The sequence below is a fragment of the Micromonospora sp. WMMC241 genome (genome assembly GCF_027460165.1).
Taxonomy (GTDB): Bacteria; Actinomycetota; Actinomycetes; order Mycobacteriales; family Micromonosporaceae; genus Micromonospora; species Micromonospora humi.
On sequence record NZ_JAPZBF010000001.1, the window covers coordinates 3818806 to 3838367 of the forward strand.

The 19562-nt window shown below is 76.8% G+C and carries 2 protein-coding genes (1 of these 2 running past the window's edge); both read right to left on the reverse strand.

What is annotated here, in order from left to right:
- Nucleotides 1-8478 carry a type I polyketide synthase gene (locus O7598_RS17565; RefSeq protein WP_442929929.1) on the reverse strand — a complete coding sequence of 2826 codons (8478 nt, stop codon included), beginning with the start codon at nucleotides 8476-8478 and terminating at the stop codon, nucleotides 1-3.
- Nucleotides 8475-19562, reverse strand: the 3' end of a protein-coding gene (locus tag O7598_RS17570) for a type I polyketide synthase (protein WP_269692419.1). 22791 nt of this gene lie beyond the right edge of the window; the window shows 11088 of its 33879 coding nt (coding positions 22792-33879); the start codon falls outside the window, past its right edge; the stop codon is at nucleotides 8475-8477. The genes O7598_RS17565 and O7598_RS17570 overlap by 4 nt, the downstream gene beginning before the upstream one ends.

The following is a 19562-nucleotide window of genomic DNA, read 5'->3' on the forward strand; positions in this document are numbered from 1 at the left end:
TCAGGCGAGGCCGAGGTCCTGGTCCACGAGGGCGAAGAGTTCTTCGCTGGAGGCCGAACCGAGCTTGTCGATGAGGTCGGGGTCGATGGTCGGCACGGCCGGGGCGGCGCCGCGGGCGTGCCGGTCGAGCAGGGCTTCGAGCCGGAGCACGATGCGGATCCGGTCGATGTCGTCGGCGGGCAGGTCGGCCAGCGCGGAGTCGAGCCGGTCCAGCTCGGCCTCCGAGGGCAGGGCGTCCGCCGCGTCCGCCGGGCCGAGTTCGGCGGCGATCCAGGCGGCCAGCGCCGCCGGGGTCGGGTGGTCGAACACCAGCGTCGCCGGCAGGGTCAGGCCGGTGGCCTCGGCCAACCGGTCCCGCAGCTCGACCGAGGTGAGCGAGTCCAGGCCGAGTTCGCGGAACGCGCGGCCGGGTTCGATCGCGCCGCTGGAGACGTGCCCGAGCACCGCGGCGGCGTGCGACCGGACCAGGTCGAGCAGCGCCCGTTCCCGGTCGGCCGGGGCGAGCGCCGCCAGCTCCCGGCGGGTGGTGTCCTGGTCCGGGTCGCCGCCGGGCTCCGGGGCCGCGTCGCGCCGGCCGGCGACGTCCGGCAGGTCGGCGATCAGCGGGCTGGGCCGGGGCGCGGTGAACGCCCGCGCGAACCGTGCCCAGTCCACGTCGGCCACGGTGACTGTGGTGTCGTCGTGCTCCAGCGCCTGTTCGAGGGCGGCGACGGCGTCGTCCGGGTCGAGCAGCGGCAGGCCGATGCGGCGCATCCCGCTCTCCGCGTCCGGGTGCACCATGCCCCCGCCGCGCCACGGCCCCCAGGCGATCGAGAGCACCCGGGCGGCCGGTGCCCGGCGGCTGCGGGCGAGCGCGTCGAGGTAGGCGTTGGCGGCGGCGTACGCGCCGTGCCGGCCGCCGCCCCAGGTCGCCGCGATCGACGAGAAGTAGACGACGGTGTCGAGCTGCGCCGGGTCGAGCAGCTCCGCCAGGTGCCGGGCGCCGGCGACCTTGCCGGACGCGATCGCGGCCAGCTCGTCCGGCCCGGTGTCGGCCACGTCGACGAGGGTGTTGACGCCGGCGACGTGGAACACGGTGCGGACCGGGTCACCGGCCGCCGCCAGGCCGTCGAGCAGGTCGCGTACCTGGTCGCGGTCGGTGAGGTCGCAGGCCGCGACCGTCACCCGACTGCCGGTCGCGGCCAGGTCGTCGGCCAGCTCCGGTGCGGCGCGGCCACCGCGGCCCACCAGCACCAGGTGCTCGGCGCCCCGACCGGCAAGCCAGCGCGCGACCCGCTCGCCGAGCGCGCCGGTGCCGCCGGTCACCAGCACGGTGCCGCTCGGCGTCCACGGTCGGGCGGGTTTCGGCCCGACCGGCGCCCGCTCGATCCGGCGCAGGAACACCCCGGCGGTCCGCAGCGCGATCTGGTCCTCGCCGTCGGCGCCGGCCAGCGCGGCGACGAGCCGGTCCGCGGCGCGGCCGTCCGCCGTGGGCGGCAGGTCGATCAGGCCGCCCCAGCGGGCCGGGTTCTCCAGCGCCGCGACCCGGCCGAGGCCCCAGACCGCGGCCTGCTCCGGGCGGTCCACCGGCTCGGCGCCGACGGCTACCGCGCCGCGCGTCACGCACCACAGCCGGCCCCGCTCCACGGCGCGGAGCAGGGCGACAGTCGCGGCGAGCCCGGCGGTGACGACCGGGTGGTCGGGGTGCGGGGTCTCGTCGAGGGCGAGGAACGACAGCACGCCGGCCGCGCCGTCGAGCTGCGCCGGCCCGGCGGCGTCGCCGGTCACCACAGTGGTCTCGGCGCCCGCCGCGGTGAGGGCGGCGAGCGTGGCGAGGACGTCCGGGTCGGCGGCGTACGCGGGCGGGACCACGACCACCCACCGTCCGGTCAGCGGCGCGAACGGCCGGTCGGCGGCGGCCGTCCAGCCGGCGACGTACCGCAGGCCGTCGAGCCGGCTCGCCCGCAGGCCGCGGCGGTGCCAGGAGGACAGGGCGGGCAGCAGGTCGCGTACGGCGTCCGGCCGGTCCACGGCCAGCGTGCCGGCCAGCGACTCGGCGTCGGACCGGTCGACGGCGTCCCAGAAGGACGCCTCGAAGCCGGCGGCCGCCCCGGGCGCCGGGGTCGACGTGGCGGACGGCAGCGGCCAGTACCGCCGGCGCTGGAACGCGTACGTGGGCAGGTCGGCGACCGCCCCGGCCGGTGGCAGCACGGTGGACCAGTCCACCGGCACGCCCCGCACGTACGCCTCGGCGAGGCTGGTCAGCAGCCGCTGCGGGCCGCCGTCGTCGCGGCGCAGCGTGCCGACCACGTCGGAGCGGCGTCCGGCGTCGGTCAGCAGCTCGGCGAGCGGCACGGCGAGCACCGGGTGCGGGCTGACCTCCAGGAACACGGCGCCGTCCGGCATGGCGAGGACCGCCCGGTCGAAGCGGACCGTCTCGCGCAGGTTGCGGAACCAGTAGTCGCCGTCCATGGTCGTGGTGTCCAGGCGCTCGCCGGTGACCGACGAGTAGAGCGGCACCGTCGACGGGCGGCCGGTCACGCCGGCCAGCAGTCGCCGCATCGGCTCCCGCAGCGGCTCGACGTGCGCGGTGTGCGACGCGTAGACGACCGGGACCCGCTTGACCCGTACGCCGGCGGTCTCGCCGGCCGCGAGCAGCTCGGTCAGCGCGTCCTCGTCGCCGCCGACCACGACGGCGCTCGGGCCGTTGACCACGGCGACCTCCAGCCGGTCGGCCCACGGCGCGATCCACTCGGTGGCCTCGTCCGGCGGCAGCGCGACCGACACCAGGCCACCGCGGCCGGCGATCAGGCGCAGCTCGCGGGAGCGCAGCGCGACCACGGTGGCGGCGTCGGTCAGGCTGAGCGCGCCGGCCACGCAGGCCGCCGCGATCTCGCCCTGGCTGTGCCCGACCACCGCGGACGGGCGGACGCCGTGCGAGCGCCACACCTCGGCCAGCGCCACCATCACGGCGAACAGCATCGGCTGGACGACGTCGTCGCGGTCGAGCGCCGGGGCGCCCTCGACGCCGAGCAGCACGTCGTGGGCGGACCAGTCGAGGTGCGGGGTGAGGGCGTGCGCGCAGGCGTCGAAGCGTGCGGCGAAGGCGGGATGGCGCTGGTAGAGCTCGCGGGCCATGCCGGCCCACTGCGAGCCCTGGCCGGGGAAGACGAAGACCGCCTCGGCCGTACTCCGGGCGACGCCGTGCACGACGCCGGGCGCCGGCTCACCGGTGGCCAGCGCGGCCAGGCCGCCGGTGAGTTCGGCGGGGTCGTGGCCGACCACGACGGCCCGGTGCTCGAACCGGGACCGCCGGGCGAGGGCCGCGGCGACGTCGGCCACCGGCCGGTCGGCGTGCTCCGCCAGGTACGCGCGCAGGCGGTGGGCCTGGGCCCGGACCGCCTCGGCGGAGCGCCCGGAGAGCACCCACGGCACCGGCCCGCCGTCGGCGGGGGCCTCCGGGTCCGGCTCGGCCGGCGCGTCGGCCGGGGCCTGCTCGATGATGAGGTGGGCGTTGGTGCCGCTCGCGCCGAAGGAGGAGACGGCGGCCCGGCGGGGGCGGCCGGTCTCCGGCCAGGGCCGCGCCTCGGTGACCAGCTCGACCGCGCCGGCGCTCCAGTCGACGTGCGGGGTGGGCGCGTCGACGTGCAGGGTGCGGGGCAGCACGCCGTGCCGCATGGCCAGCAGGATCTTGATGATCCCGGCGATGCCGGCGGCGGCCTGGGTGTGGCCGATGTTGGACTTCACCGAGCCGAGCCGGAGCGGCTGGTCGGCGGGGCGTTCCTGCCCGTACGTGGCGAGCAGCGCCTGGGCTTCGATCGGGTCGCCGAGTGTGGTGGCGGTGCCGTGCGCCTCGACCAGGTCCACCTCCGAGGAGTGCAGGCCGGCGTCGGCGAGGGCGGCCCGGATGACGCGTTGCTGGGCCGGGCCGTTGGGGGCGGTGAAGCCGTTGCTGGCACCGTCCTGGTTCAGCGCCCCGCCGCGCACCAGCCCGAGGACGGGGTGGCCGCTGCGGCGCGCGTCGCTGAGCCGTTCGATCAGCACCACGCCGGCTCCCTCGCTCCAGCCGGTGCCGTCGGCGGCGGCGGCGAACGGCCGGCACCGGCCGTCGGAGGCGAGCCCGCCGAGGCGGCCGAACTCGGAGAACGGCCCCGGGGTGGCCATCACGGTGACGCCGCCGGCGAGCGCCATCGTGCACTCGCCGCGGCGCACCGCCGCGGCGGCGAGCTGGAGCGCGACCAGCGACGAGGAGCACGCGGTGTCGACCGAGAGGGCCGGGCCCTGCAGCCCGAACGTGTAGGCCAGGCGGCCGGAGATGACGGCGGCGCTGACGCCGGTGATCAGGTGGCCGCCGGCGCCGGTGTCGGTGTTGGTGAGCACCACGCCGTAGTCCTGGGTGTTGGTGCCGACGAACACGCCGGTGTCGCTGCCGCGCAGGCGGTGCGGGTCGATGCCGGCCCGCTCGACGGTCTCCCAGACGGTCTCCAGCAGGACGCGCTGCTGCGGGTCCATGGCCAGCGCCTCGCGGGGGCTGATGTCGAAGAACGCCGCGTCGAAGTCGCCCGCGTCGTAGAGGAAGCCGCCGGCGCGCGGGTAGTCGACCGGGTCGGCGTCCGGGTCCCAGCCCCGGTCGGCCGGGAACTCGCCGATCGCGTCGCCGCCGGACTCCAGCAGCCGCCAGAACTCCTCCGGCGACCGGACGCCGCCCGGGTAGCGGCACCCGACGGCGACGATGGCGATCGGGTCGTCGTCCGTCTCCGGCCGGGCCACCGGCGGCGTCGGCTCCGGCTCGTCGGCCGGCACGGCGTCGAGCTGCCGCTCGATGTGCGCCGCGAGCACGGCCGGGGTCGGGTAGTCGAAGATCAGTGTGGCCGGCAGCCGGATCCCGGTGCGGGCCTTCAGCCGGCCGCTCAGCTCGACCGCGGTGACCGAGTCGAAGCCGAGGTCGTCGAAGGCGCGGTCGACCTCGACGGCGTCCGCGCCGGCATGGCCGAGCACCTCCGCGGCCTCGGCCAGCACGGTCGCCAGGACGAGACGCGCCCGCTCCCCCGGGTCGGCGACGGCGAGTTCGGCGAGCAGCGTCGGCCGGGCCGGGGCGGCGTCGGGCTCGGCGGTCACGGCGGCCTCGGGCAGGTCGGCGAGGAGCGCGCTGCGCCGCGCCGACTGGAAGCCCGGCGCGAAGCGCGGCCAGTCGACGTCGGCCACCACCAGGTCGGCGTCGCCGGCGTCGACGGCGGTCGCGAGCGCCTCGATCGCCGCCGCCGGCGCCATCGGCACCAGGCCGCGGCGGATCAGGTACGCGGCGGAGTCGTCCCCGGCCGCCATCCCGCCGCTGGCCCAGGCGCCCCAGGCGATCGCGGTGGCGGCCAGCCCGGCGGACCGGCGGCGCTCGGCGAGGGCGTCGAGGTAGGCGTTGCCGGCGCTGTACGCGCCCTGCCCGCCGCCGCCCCACACCCCGGCGACCGAGGAGATCAGGACGAACCGCTCCAGCGGCCGGTCGGCGGTGAGCGCGTGCAGGTGGGCCGCGCCGGCGACCTTGGCCCGGACGGTGGCGGCGAACCCGGCCGGGTCCACGTCGGCGAGGGCGGCCGAGTCGGCGGCCCCGGCGGCGTGCACGACGGCGGTGAGCGGCCGGTCGGCGGGAATGCCGGCGAGCACAGCGGCCAGCGCGTCCCGGTCGGCCACGTCGCAGGCGACGACGGTGACCGTGGTGGTGTCGGACGACAGTTGGGCGACGAGGTCCCGGGCGCCCGGCGCGTCGGGGCCGCCCCGGCTGAGCAGCAGGACGTGCGGGGTGCCGCGTCCGGCCAGCCAGCGGGCGACGTGCCCGCCGACCGCCCCGGTGCCGCCGGTGACCAGCACCGTCCCGTGGGGACGCCAGGACTCGGCGGGGTCGGCGGCGCCCGCGCGCACCAGTCGCCGGCCGAACACACCGGAGGCGCGCACGGCCACCTGGTCCTCGACCGGTTCCCCGTCGGCGGCCGGGTTCGTGCCGGTGACGGCCAGCAGCGCGGCGAAGCGGCGGCCGTCGCGGGCGGTCATCGTCGGCGGCAGGTCGACCAGGCCGCCCCAGCGCCGGGGGATCTCCAGCGCGGCGGCCCGGCCGAGCCCCCACACCTGGGCCTGGTCCGGCTCGCGCAGCGGGTCCGACCGGCCGGTGGAGACCGCGCCGCGGGTCACGCACCACAGTGGCGCGTCCAGTCCCACCGCGCCCAGCGCCTTGATCAGCGCCAGCGCCACCGACGCGCCGGCGGAGACTCCGGCCGGCGCGGCGGGCCCGTCGGCCAGGGCCACCACGCCGGCGATGTCGTCGGCATCGAGGATCGCGTCGAACAGCTCGTCGGTCAGGGTCTCGGCGTCGGCCGCCGCCGGGCAGCGCACGGTGCGGGCCCCGGCCGCGTGCAGCGCCTCGACCACGTCGTCGCCGTCGCCGACGACCAGCCAGGTGCCGGTGAGCCGGCCGGTGGGCGGCTCGGGCAGCGGACGCCAGGTCACCCGGTAGCGCCAGGAGTCGACGACGGCCTCGGTCCGGCGGCGTTCGTGCCAGGAGGCGAGCGCGGGCAGCAGCGCGGTCAGCGACGCCTGCTCGGCCTCCGAGTCCAGGCGCAGCGCCCGGGCCAGGCCGTCGCGGTCGCGGCGGGTCACCGACTCCCAGAAGGCGCCGTCGGTGGCGCCGGACAGCGCCCGGGCCGCCGGGGCGGAGAGCCAGTAGCGTTCCCGCTGGAACGCGTACGTGGGCAGCGGATGCGGCTCCCCCGGGCGCTCGCCGGCGAGCACGTCGACCCGCTCCCCGGCGGCCCAGCGCGCGGCCAGCGCGACCGTCTCCGCCGGCGCGCCGTCCACCACGACGACCGGTCCGTCCTCGGCGCCCGTCGCCAGCGCGGTGAGCGCCCGTGCGAAGTCGCCCGGCTCACGGCCGAACACCACGGCGCGGTACTCGAACGCGGTGCGGGTGCCGGCCAGCGCGTACGCCACCGCGGCCGGGTCGGTGACGGTGCCGGCGAAGTCGGCGAGCGCGGCGGCCTGGGCGCGCAGCGCCGGGGCGGACCGGGCCGACACCAGCCACGGGACGACGTCCGGGGCCTCGACGGGCGGCGTGGGCGGAGTCTCGTACGCCGGCGCCTCCTCGACGATGACGTGGGCGTTGGTGCCGCTGATCCCGAACGAGGAGACCGCGGCGCGTCGCACCCGGTCCCCCGCCGGCCAGTCGCGCGCCTCGGTGAGCAGGCGGACCGCGCCCGCGGACCAGTCGACCTCCCGGGTGGGCTCGGCGGCGTGCAGGGTGCGGGGCAGCACCCCGGCCCGCAGGGCCAGCACCATCTTGATGACTCCGGCCACGCCGGCAGCGGCCTGGGTGTGGCCCACGTTGGACTTCACCGTGCCCAGCCACAGCGGGTCGGCGCCGGCCGCCCGGCCCTGCCCGTACGTGGACAGCAGGGCCTGGGCCTCGATCGGGTCGCCGAGCCGGGTGCCGGTGCCGTGCGCCTCGACCGCGTCCACGTCGGCCGCCTCGATCCCGGCGTCGCGCAGCGCGTCCTCGATCACCCGCTGCTGCGAGGGGCCGTTGGGGGTGGTGAGCCCGCTGGACGCGCCGTCCTGGTTCACCGCGGTGCCGCGCACCACGGCCAGCACCGGGTGCCCGTGGCGACGGGCGTCGCTCAGCCGCTCCAGCAGCAGCACGCCGGCGCCCTCGGACCAGCCGGTGCCGTCGGCGTCGTCGGCGAAGGACTTGCACCGGCCGTCGCCGGCCAGGCCGCCCTGCCGGGCGAAGTCGAGGAAGGTGTCCGGGTTGACCATCACGGTGACGCCGCCGGCGAGCGCCAGGCTGGTCTCCCGCGAGCGTAGCGACCGGGCGGCGAGGTGCAGGGCGACGAGCGACGACGAGCATGCGGTGTCGACCGTGAGCGCCGGCCCCTCCAGACCGAGCGTGAAGGCGACCCGCCCGGAGAACACGCTGCCGGTGTTGCCGGTGCCGAGGAACGTCTCGACGCCCTCGGGGATGTCGAGGATCCGCTTGGCGTAGTCCTGGTACATCAGTCCGGCGAAGACGCCGGTCCGGCTGCCGCGCAGCGTGGACGGGTCGATGCCGGCCCGCTCGATCGCCTCCCAGGTGACCTCCAGCAGCAGCCGCTGCTGCGGGTCCATGGCCAGTGCCTCGCGCGGCGAGATGCCGAAGAAGCCGGCGTCGAACCGGGCGGCGTCGGGCAGGAAGCCGCCCACCGGTTCGAGCCCGGCCGGGATCGCCCCGAGGTCCCAGCCCCGGTCGGACGGGAAGGGGGACATCGCGTCCACACCGTCGTGGACCAGGTCCCAGAACCGCTCCGGGGTGTCGGCGTCGCCCGGGAAGCGGCAGCTCATCCCGATGACGGCGATCGGCTCGGCGTCCGCCTCCTCGACCGCGCGCAGCCGCTGCCGGACCTGGGCCAGGTCGGCGGTGACGCGCTTGAGGTATTCGCGGAGCTTCTCTTCGTTGGTCATCGCAGTCCTCCGCAGTCTCAGGAAGCGCCGAGCTCGTTGTCGATGAAGGCGAAAATCTCGTCGTCGGTGGCCGCGTCGAGGCCCCCGGTGGCCGCCGGTTCGGTGGTGCCGTCGGTGCCGCCGAACTTGGCCGCCAGGGCCAGCAGCCGGGCGACCGCCCGCCGGCGCACCGACTCGTCCAGCCCGTCGAGGGCGAGACCGCCGGCGACCCGGTCGAGGTCGTCGAGCAGGCCCGGGTCGGCGGGACCCGCCGCCGCCAGCCGCCTGTCGATTTCCGCGGCCAGCCGTACCGCGGTGGGGTGGTCGAAGACCAGGGTGGAGGGCAGCCGGAGTCCGGTCGCGGCGGCCAGCCGGTTGCGCAGCTCCACCGCGGTCAGCGAGTCGAGGCCCTGGTCGGTGAGGCCGCGCTCCGGCTCGATCGCGACGGGGTCGGGGTAGCCGAGGGCGGCGGCGGCCTGGCCGCGGACCAGGTCGAGCATCGCCTCCCGCCGCCCGGCCGGGTCGAGACCGGCCAGCCGCCGGGCCAGTTCCCGGCCGTCCGGTGCGGACTCCCCGGCGCGGCGCGGTCCCGCCGGCACCAGCGTGCGCAGCAGCGGCGGCAGTTCCGCCCCGGCCAGCGCGCGCAGGTCCAGCGGGTTCAGCACCGCGTGCGGCAGGCCGGCGGCCAGTGCCCGGTCGAACAGGGCGAGCCCGTCGGCGGTGGTCATGCCGCCGCCGATCCGGGCGACGTCGCGGTCGTCGAGCTGCCCGGTCATCCCGGAGGAGACCGCCCAGAGGCCCCACGCCATCGACTGGGCGGGCAGGCCGAGCCCGCGCCGGTGCGACGCGAGACCGTCGAGGAACCCGTTGGCCGCCGCGTAGTTGGCCTGCCCGGGCGCGCCGAACGTGGCCGCGACGGAGGAGAACAGCAGGAACCAGCGCAGGTCGAGATGCGCGGTCAGCTCGTGCAGGTGCCGGGCGGCGTCCGCCTTGGGGCGCAGCACCCGTTCGACCCGTTCGGCGGTGAGGCTGCCGAGCACGCCGTCGTCCAGCACGCCGGCGCAGTGGATCACGCCGGTGAGCGGCGACGCGGCCGGGACCGCGGCGATGACGCGGCGCAGGTCGTCCCGGTCGCCGGCGTCGCCGCGGGCGAGCGTCGCCCGGGCGCCGAGCGCTTCCAGTGACGCCACCAGGTCGGCGGCGCCGGGCGCGTCCGCGCCCTGTCGGCTGACCAGCACGAGGTCGCGTACGCCGTGGGTCCGCACCACGTGCTCGGCGACGAGCGCGCCGAGCGCCCCGGTGCCGCCGGTGATGAGGACCGTGCCGGGGAACGGCTCCGGCTCGCTCGCCGCGGGCGCCTCCGCCCGCACCAGCCGGGGCACGAGGACCGTGCCCGCGCGTACCGCGATCTGCGGCTCGTCGCCGGCCGCCGCCGCGACGACGGTGGCCCACGAGGCGGGGTCGTCGTCGGTGTCGGCGAGCACGATGCGGCCGGGGTTCTCGCTCTGGGCGCTGCGGATCAGGCCCCAGACCGCCGCGCCGTCCGGGTCGGCCACCGGGCCGCCGGCCGGGACCGCCGATCGGGTGAGCAGCACCAGGCGGGACGGCCCGTCCGGCTCGTCGGCCAGCCAGCGCTGGGCGAGACCGAGGACCTCGGTGACCGACGTCGCCGGGACCACGACGAGGTCCGCCACGGCGGCCGGCTCGTCGACCAGCGGCAGGCCGAGCCGCTCGGCGGTCGCCGGGTCGCCGGCGACGACCGCGTTCGGCGCGGTGTCGCCCGGGGTCGCCGGGGCGGGGACCCAGTCGACGGTGAAGAACGCGTTCGCCGGTCCGGCGGCGTCGGCCGGGAGGGTGGCCGGGCGCAGGGCCAGGGCGTCGACGGTGGCGACCGGCTGACCGGCGCCGTCGGCCACCCGCACCGCGACGGTGTCGGTGCCGGCCGGGGAGAGCCGGATCCGGGCGGCGGTGGCGCCGATCGCGTGCAGGGTGACGCCGGACCAGCTGAACGGCAGCCACGGCCGGTCGGCGTCGCCGACGAAGGTGCCGAGTCCGATGCCGTGCAGCGCGGCGTCGAGCAGCGGCGGGAAGAGCGCGTAGAGGCCGGCTTCCGGATCGGTGGTCTCGACCTCGGCGTAGACGTCGGCGCCGAGCCGCCAGGCCCGCCGCAGGCCCTGGAATACGGGACCGTAGTCGAGTCCGGCGGCGGCGGTGGCCGCGTACAGTCCGCTGACGTCGACCGGCTCCGCGCCGGCCGGCGGCCAGGCGGTGAGGTCGAACGCCGGCGCCGGGCCCGCGCCGGGGCTGACCACGCCGGTCGCGTGCGTGGTCCAGTCCGTCGCGCCGTCGGCCCGCGCCGCGATCACGACGTGCCGGTCCCCCGCCTCGTCCGGCTCGGCGGCCCGGACCTGGAGGTCGACCGCGCCGCCGGCCGGCACCACGAGCGGCGCGGCGAGGGTCAGCTCGCGGATCGCGCCGCGGCCGGCGTGCACCGCCAGCTCGACGAACGCGGTGCCCGGGACGACGATCCGGCCGAGCACGACGTGGTCGGCCAGCCACGGGTGGCTGTCGACCGACAGGCGGCCGGTGTAGACGTCGCCGTCGCCGCCGGTCAGCCGGACGGAGGCGGCGAGCATCCGGTGGCCGCCGCCGGTCAGGCCGGCGGAGGTGACGTCGCCGGCCCCGACGGACGCCGGCCAGAACCGCTCACGCTGGAACGCGTACGTCGGCAGCGGCACGGTGCGCCCGCCCCGACCGTCGAGCACCGCGGTCCAGTCGACGGCGGCGCCGGAGACGAACAGCCGACCGACGGCGTCCAGCGCGGTCGCCGCCTCGTCGCGGTTGCGCCGCATACCGGGCGCGTAGAGCAGGTCGGGTGCGGTCTGCGGAGCCATCGTGGTGAGCACGCCGTGCGGGCCGACCTCCAGGCACCGCACCACGCCGTGCGCGGCGAGCCAGGCGACGCCGTCGGCGAACCGCACCGCCTCCCGGACGTGCCGCACCCAGTAGCCGGCGGTGTACTCCTCGACCGGCTCGCCGGTCAGGTTCGACACCACCGGGATCCGCGGCGCCCGGTAGGTGAGGTTCTCGATCGCGGCGCCGAACTCGGCGAGCATCGGCTCCATCAGCGACGAGTGGAACGCGTGCGACACGGTCAGTCGGGTCGCGCGGGGGAACCGTGGCTCCAGCGCGTCGATCGCGTCGGCGGGCCCGGAGAGGACCACCGCGTTCGGGCCGTTGACCGCGGCGACGTCCACCCCGGCCGGCAGCGCGGCCCGGACGTCGGCCTCCGACGCGCGGACCGCCAGCATCGCCCCACCGGCCGGGAGCGCCTGCATGAGCCGGCCCCGGGCGGCCACCAGGGTCACCGCGTCGTCCAGGTCGAACACGCCGGCGACGTGGGCGGCGGCGATCTCGCCGATCGAGTGGCCGAGCAGGTAGTCGGGGGTGACGCCCCACGACTCGAAGAGCCGGTAGAGCGCCACCTCGACCGCGAACAGCCCGGCCTGGGTGTGCACGGTCTGGTGGATCGCGTCGGACTCCAGCGCCTCCCGCAGCCCGTCGAAGCGTGCCACGATCGCGTCGAACGCCTCGGCGAAGACCGGGAACCGGGTCGCCAGGCCGGCGCCCATCCCCGGCCACTGCGCGCCCTGCCCGGTGAACAGGACGGCGGTCCGGCCGGTGCCGGCCGGCGTGCCGGTGTCGTCACCGGCAGCGATGCGGGCCAGGGTCTCCACGGCGGCGGCGGGCACCACGGCGCGGTGCTCCAGGACCGCGCGGGCGCTCGCCAGGGTGTGCCCCACGTCGACCGGGCGCAGGTCGGGGTGGGCGAGCAGGTGCTGGTGCAGCCGGCCCGCCTGGGCCCGCAACGCCTCCGCGGTGCGGGCCGAGAGCACCCACGGCACGACGCTCGGGTCCGGTTCGGCCGGCGCCGGGGCGGGCGCCCGGGTGGACGCCTCCTCCAGCACGACGTGGGCGTTGGTGCCGCTGATGCCGAAGGACGAGACGGCGGCCCGGCGCGGGCGCCCGGGGCCGGCGGTCCACGACACCGGCTCGGTCAGCAGGCGCAGCGCGTTTCCGGTCCAGTCGATGTGCGGCGAGGGCTGGTCGGCGTGCAGCGTCCGGGGCAGGACGCCGTGCCGCATCGCGAGCACCATCTTGATGATGCCGGCGACGCCCGCGGCGCACTGGGTGTGGCCGATGTTCGACTTGATCGAGCCGAGCCAGAGCGGCTGCCCGTCCCGGTCGCCGCCGTACGCGGCGAGCAGCGCCTGCGCCTCGATCGGGTCGCCGAGGACGGTGCCGGTGCCGTGCGCCTCCACCACGTCCACGTCGGCCGGGGTGAGCCGGGCGTCGGCGAGCGCCTGCCCGATGACCCGCTGCTGGGACGGGCCGTTGGGGGCGGTCAGCCCGTTGCTGGCCCCGTCCTGGTTGACCGCGGTGCCGCGGACCACGGCGAGCACCTGGTGGCCGTGGCGCCGGGCGTCGGAGAGTTTCTCGACGAGCAGCACGCCGACGCCCTCGGACCAGCCGGTGCCGTCGGCGTCGGCGGAGAACGGCTTGCACCGCCCGTCGCCGGCCAGGCCGCCCTGGCTGTCGAAGCTCGGGAAGATGCCCGCGCTGGCCATCACCGTGACGCCACCGGCGAGCGCCATCGTGCACTCGCCCCGGCGCAGCGCCTGCGCCGCCAGGTGCAGCGTGACCGAGGACGACGAGCAGGCCGTGTCCACGGTCAGCGCCGGCCCCTCCAGCCCGAACGTGTACGCCACCCGCCCGGAGATGATGCTGGGGGCGGTGCCGGTGAGCAGGTGACCCTCGCTGCCCGGGGGCATCCCGCCGTTCATGCCGTAGCCGAACGTGGAGGCGCCGATGAAGACGCCGACCGGTTCCCCGCGCAGCGACTCGGGATCCATGCCGGAGCGTTCGAACACCTCCCAGCAGGCTTCGAGCAGCACCCGCTGCTGCGGGTCCATGGCGACCGCCTCGCGCGGCGAGATGCCGAAGAGCCGGGCGTCGAAGTCGGTGGCCGCGTCGAGGAAGCCGCCCTGGCGCGCGTATCCGGCCGGGTCGGCGGGCCAGCCGCGGTCGGTGGGGAACGGGCCGATCGCGTCGGCGCCGTCGCTGAGCAGCTGCCAGAGCTCCTCGGGGCTGTTGGCCCCGCCGGGGAAGCGGCAGCTCATGCCGACGATGGCGATCGGGTCGTCGTCGGTGGCGGCCCGGACGCGCCGCGCCTGGGCGGGGGCCGGTGCGCCGAGCAGTTCGGTGCGCAGCCAGCCGGCGAGCGCGTCCGGGGTCGGATAGTCGAACACCAGCGTGGCGGGCAGCCGCAGTCCGGTCGCCGCGTTGAGCCGGTTGCGCAGCTCGACCGAGGTGAGCGAGTCGAACCCGAGGTCCTTGAACGCCCGGCCGGGCAGCACCGCGTCACCCGAGGAGTGGCCGAGCACGCCGGCGGCGGCCGTGCACACCACGTCGGTCAGCAGCCGGTCGCGGTCGGCGTCGGCGAGCGCGGCCAGCCGGTCGGCCAGGCCGGTGCCGGTGGCGCCGCCGTCGTCGGCCCGGCGGACCGTCGTGGTGACCAGCCGGCGCAGCAGCGGCGGCACCGTCCCCGAGGCCCGTACCGCGTCGAGGTCGAGCCGCGCCGGGACGACGTGCGCGTCCGGCAGCCGGCGGGCCGCGTCGAACAACGCCAGGCCCAGCTCGTCGGACATCCCGCCGCCCAGTCGCGCGGCCAGCTCACCGCCCATGCCCGCGGCGTTGGCCCACAATCCCCAGCCCAGGGACTGACCGACCAGACCGAGACCACGACGGTACGACATGAAGCCGTCCAGGAACGCGTTCGCGGCCGCGTACGCCGCCTGACCCGCCGACCCGAACACCGCCGACACCGAGGAGAACACGGTGAACATCGCCAGGTCGAGGTCGCGCGTCAGCTCGTGCAGGTGCACCACCGCATCCGCCTTGGGCGCCATGACCCCGGCCACCCTCTCGGCGGTCAGGCCGGTGAACACCCCGTCGTCGAGGACGCCCGCGCAGTGCACGACGCCGGCGAGGTCGTCGATGCCGTCGATCACCGCGGCGAGCGCGGCCCGGTCGGTGACGTCGGCCGCGACGACCCGCACCCGCGCGTCCAACTCCGGTGCCGGCCCGCCGGAGCGGCTCACCAGCACCAGGTCCCGCACCCCGTGCGTCTCGACCAGATGCGCTGCGAGCAGCGCACCGAGGCCACCCGTGCCGCCGGTGATGAGCACGGTCCCGTCGATCGGGGCGGGCGCCCCGATTCCGGGGGTGGCGCGCACCAGGCGCGGGACGAGGAACTCGCCGGCGCGTATCGCCACCTCGGGCTCGCCGAGCCCGACCGCGTCGACGACGGCCGGCGCGGCGGGGTCGTCGTGGTCCACGTCGACGAGCACGATCCGGTCCGGGTTCTCGGTCTGCGCGGACCGCAGCAGGCCCCACACCGCGGCGCCGGGCAGGTCGGAGACCGGGCCGCCGGCCGGGACCGCGCCCCGGGTGACGACGGCCAGCGTGCCGGCCGCGTCGTCGGCGGCGAGCCAGTTCCGTACGGCGTCGAGAGCCTGGTCGACGTCGCGGACCGGCAGCACCACGACGCCCTCGACCGGGTCCCCGGCCGGGGACGGCAGCGGCGTCCACTCGACGGTGAACAGCGCGTCGCGGACGGCGGCCGGGGCACCGGTGGGGAGCTGCTCCGCGGAGGCGCCGCGCAGCATCAGCCGTCGCACGGTGGCGACCGGCTCACCGATGCCGTCGGCGACCCGTACGGTCACCGCGTCCGGCCCGGCCAGGCTCAACTCGACGCGCAGCCGGGTGGCCCCGGTGGCGTGCAGGGTGACGCCGGACCAGGCGAACGGCAGGCGTGCGGTGCCGTCGGCCGGGAACAGCAGGGCGCAGCCGTGCAGGGCGGCGTCCAGCAGCGCCGGGTGCAGGTCGAAGCGGGCCGCGTCGGCGTGCGCCTCGGCGGGCACCGCCACCTCGGCGTAGACCGTGTCGGCGGTGCGCCAGGCGGACCGCAGGCCCCGGAACACCGGCCCGTAGTCGAGGCCGGCGTCGGTGGCGAGGCGGTCGTAGAAGCCGTCCAGCTCCACCGGCTGCGCGTCGGCCGGCGGCCACTGCGCCAGGGTGAACGTGTCGTCTGCGTCGGCGTCGGTGAGCGCGCCGGAGGCGTGCAGCGTCCACGGGCCGTCGGCGTCGTGCGCCGGCCGGGCGTGGATCCGCACGTCGCGCACGCCGTACCCGTCCGGTGCGGTGACCCGCACCTGCACCTCGGCGCCACCGGCCGCCAGGATCAGCGGCGCCTCGACGGTCAGCTCGTCGATCCGGCCGCCGCCGACCTGCCGGGCGGCTCGCAGGGCCAGGTCGACGAAGGCGGTGCCGGGGACGACCACGCGGTCCCACACGGTGTGGTCGGCCAGCCAAGGTTGGGCGGACGCGGCCAGGCGGCCGGTCAGCAGCACCTCGTCGGCGCCGGCCACCGGCATCGCGAGGCCGACCAGCGGGTGGTCGGTGACGGTCAGGCCGGGCACGGCGACGGCGGCGCCGGGGGCGGCGTCGGGCCAGAAGCGGCGGCCCTGGAAGGCGTACGTGGGCAGTTCCAGTCGAGCGCGTGCGGGCAGGATCGCGGCCCAGTCGACAGGTACGCCGGCGGTCCACAGGGTGGCGACCGCGTGCAGCAGGCTGTCGGTTTCGTCGCGGTCCTTGCGCAGCGCCGGGACGTAGGCGAGGTCCGGGGCGGCCAGCGCGGACAGCACGCCCGCCGGGCCGATCTCCAGGCAGCGGGTGACGCCGTTGGCGGCGAGCCAGGACATGCCGTCGTCGAAACGCACCGCCTCGCGGACGTGGCGCACCCAGTAGTCGGCGGTGAACTCCTCGACCGGCGCACCGGTCAGGTTCGACACCACCGGAATACGCGGCGCGCCGAACTCGATGTGCCCGATCGCCGCCGCGAAGTCGGCGAGCATCGGCTCCATCAGCGACGAGTGGAACGCGTGCGACACCGTCAACCGGGTCGCCTTGGCGAACCGTGGCGCCAACGCGTCGATCTTCTCCTCCGGGCCGGAGACGACGACAGAGGTCGGGCCGTTGACCGCCGCGACGTCGACACCCGTGCCGGCGATGATCCCGCGCACCGACTCCTCGGACGCCTGCACGGCGAGCATCGCCCCGCCGGCCGGCAACGCCTGCATGAGCCGTCCGCGCGCCGCGACGAGCGTCACCGCGTCGTCGAGCGACAGCACGCCCGCGACGTGCGCGGCGGCGATCTCACCGATCGAGTGGCCCAGCAGGTAGTCCGGGGTGATCCCCCACGACTCGACCAGACGGAACAGCGCCACCTCGACCGCGAACAACCCGGCCTGGGTGTGGACGGTCCGGTGGATCGCGTCGGAGTCGATCGCGTCGCGCAACGGCACGTCGAGGAGCTGGTCGAAACGGGCGCGGATCGCGTCGAACGCCGCCGCGAACACCGGATACCGGGCGTACAGGCCGGCGCCCATGCCGATCCGCTGCGCGCCCTGACCGGTGAACAGGAACGCCAGGTCGCCCTCGGTGACCAGACCCGACACCACTGACGCCGGCAGGCCGGCGACGTCGGGCACCGAGGACGCCGGCACACCGGCGGCATCCGGCTCGACGGACGCGCCCCGCGCGGCGGCGTCCGCACCCGTGGACGTGTGCCGGCCGGCGTCGTCCCGCCCGGCCCGCAGGCCGGTGAGGAAGCCCTCACGCGTGCCGGCCAGCAGCACCGCGCGGTGCTCCAGCGCCGCCCGACCGGTCGCCAGCGACCAGGCCACCGCGGCCGGGTCCAGCTCCGGCTCGGCGGTCACGAACTCACGCAGCCGCTCCACCTGACCGGCCAACGCCGTCGCCGAGCGCGCCGAGACCAGCCACGGCTGACGGCCCTCGACCGGCGGGACGCCGAGCTGCGGGTCGGTGACCGCGGCCGGCTCCTCGATGATCACGTGGGCGTTGGTGCCGCTGATCCCGAACGACGACACCGCGCCCCGGCGGGGGTGGCCGTTCGGCTTCCACGGCCGGGCCTCGGTCAGCAGCTCCACCGCGCCGGCGCTCCAGTCGACGTGCGGGGTGCGCTCCTCGGCGTACAACGTGGGCGGCATCGTGTCGTGCCGCATCGCCATGATCAGCTTGATGATCCCGGCGACGCCGGCGGCGGCCTGGGTGTGACCGAGGTTCGACTTGATCGAGCCCAGCCACAGCGGCCGTTCCGCGCTCCGCTCCTGGCCGTAGGTCGCCAGCACCGCCTGGGCCTCGATCGGGTCACCGAGCTTGGTGCCGGTGCCGTGCGCCTCCACCACGTCCACGTCGCCGGTGGTGAGGCCGGAGTTCGCGAGCGCCTGCCGGATCACCCGCTGCTGCGCGCCGCCGTTGGGCGCGGTGAGCCCGTTGCTGGCGCCGTCCTGGTTGACCGCGCTGCCGCGTACCACAGCGAGCACCCGGTGACCGTTGCGCCGGGCGTCGCTGAGTCGCTCGACCACCAGCATGCCCACGCCCTCGGACCAGCCGGTGCCGTCCGCACCGGCGCCGAAGGACTTGCACCGGCCGTCGAACGACAGGCCCTGCTGGCGGCTGAACTCCACGAACGTGTACGGGGTGGTCATCACGGTCACGCCGCCGACCAGCGCCAGGTCGCACTCGCCCTGCCGCAGCGCCTGCCCGGCGAGGTGCAGCGCGACGAGCGACGACGAGCAGGCGGTGTCGACGGTGACGGCCGGGCCTTCGAGGCCGAACGCGTAGGACAGCCGCCCGGACATCACGCTGGCGATGGTGCCGGTCGCGACGTAGCCCTCGGACTCGGCCGCGGACGCGGACAGGGTGGTGTAGTCCTGGCCGTTGGTGCCGACGAACACGCCGGTGGGCGTGCCGGAGAGCGACGTCGGGTCGACGCCCGCCCGCTCCAGCGCCTCCCACGTCGTCTCCAGCAGCAGCCGCTGCTGCGGGTCCATCGCCAGCGCCTCGCGCGGCGAGATGCCGAACATGTCGGCGTCGAACGTGGAGGCGTCGCGCAGGAAGCCGCCCTCCCGCACGTACGAGCTGCCGGCTCGGCTGCCGTCCGGGTCGAACAGCGCGTCCAGGTCCCAGCCCCGGTCGGTCGGGAACGGCCCGACCGCGTCGGCGCCGTCGGCGACCAGCCGCCACAGGTCCTCGGGACCGGTCACCCCGCCGGGGTACCGGCACGCCATGCTCACGATGACGATCGGGTCGGTGGTGACGGCGGTGGCGGTCAGCACCGGCGCGTCCGCGTCGGCGCCGCTGACGTGGGACTGGAGGAGGTCGGTGACCGCGGTGGCGGTGGGGTGGTCGAAGGCGAGGCTGGCCGGCAGCGCGAGCCCGGTCAGCGCCTGCAACCGGTCGCGCAGCTCGACCGCGGTGAGCGAGTCGATGCCGAGGTCCTTGAACGCCCGGCCCGGCGGCACCCGGTCCACGTCGGCGTACCCGAGCACCTCGGCGACGGTCCGACGGACCTGGCCGAGGACCGTGCGGGAGCGTTCCGCCGGGCCGAGCGCGGCCAGGTGTCCGGCCCACTGGTTGGTGTCGGGCGTCGACGTGGCCGGGGCCTCGTCGACGGGGAGCAGGTCGTGCAGCAGCGGGCTGGGCCGGGAGGCGGTGAACGCCGGCCCGAACCGGGCCCAGTCGACGTCGGCGACGGTCAGGCAACCGGTGTCGGCGTCGACCGCCTCGGCCAGCGCCTGGACGGCCAGCGCCGGCGGCATCGGGCGCAGCCCGCGACGGCGCAGGTAGTCCTCTGCGCCCTCCTCGGTGACCAGCATGCCGGCCTCGGCCCACGGGCCCCAGGCGATCGCCGTGCCGGCCCTGCCGCTCGCGCGACGGGACTGCACCAGCGCGTCCAGGAACGCGTTGCCGGCCGAGTAGGCCGGCTGGCCGCCGCTGCCCCACACCCCGGAGATCGACGAGAACACCACGAACAGGTCCAGCTCGCCGGTCAACGCGTCCAGGTTGACCGCGCCCGCGACCTTGCCGCGGACGATCTCGGCGAACTCCTCGGCGGTGGTCTGCGAGAGCAGGCCCATGCCGGCGACGCCTGCGGCGTGCACCACCCCGCGCAGGTCCGGGATCCCGGCCAGCAACTCCGC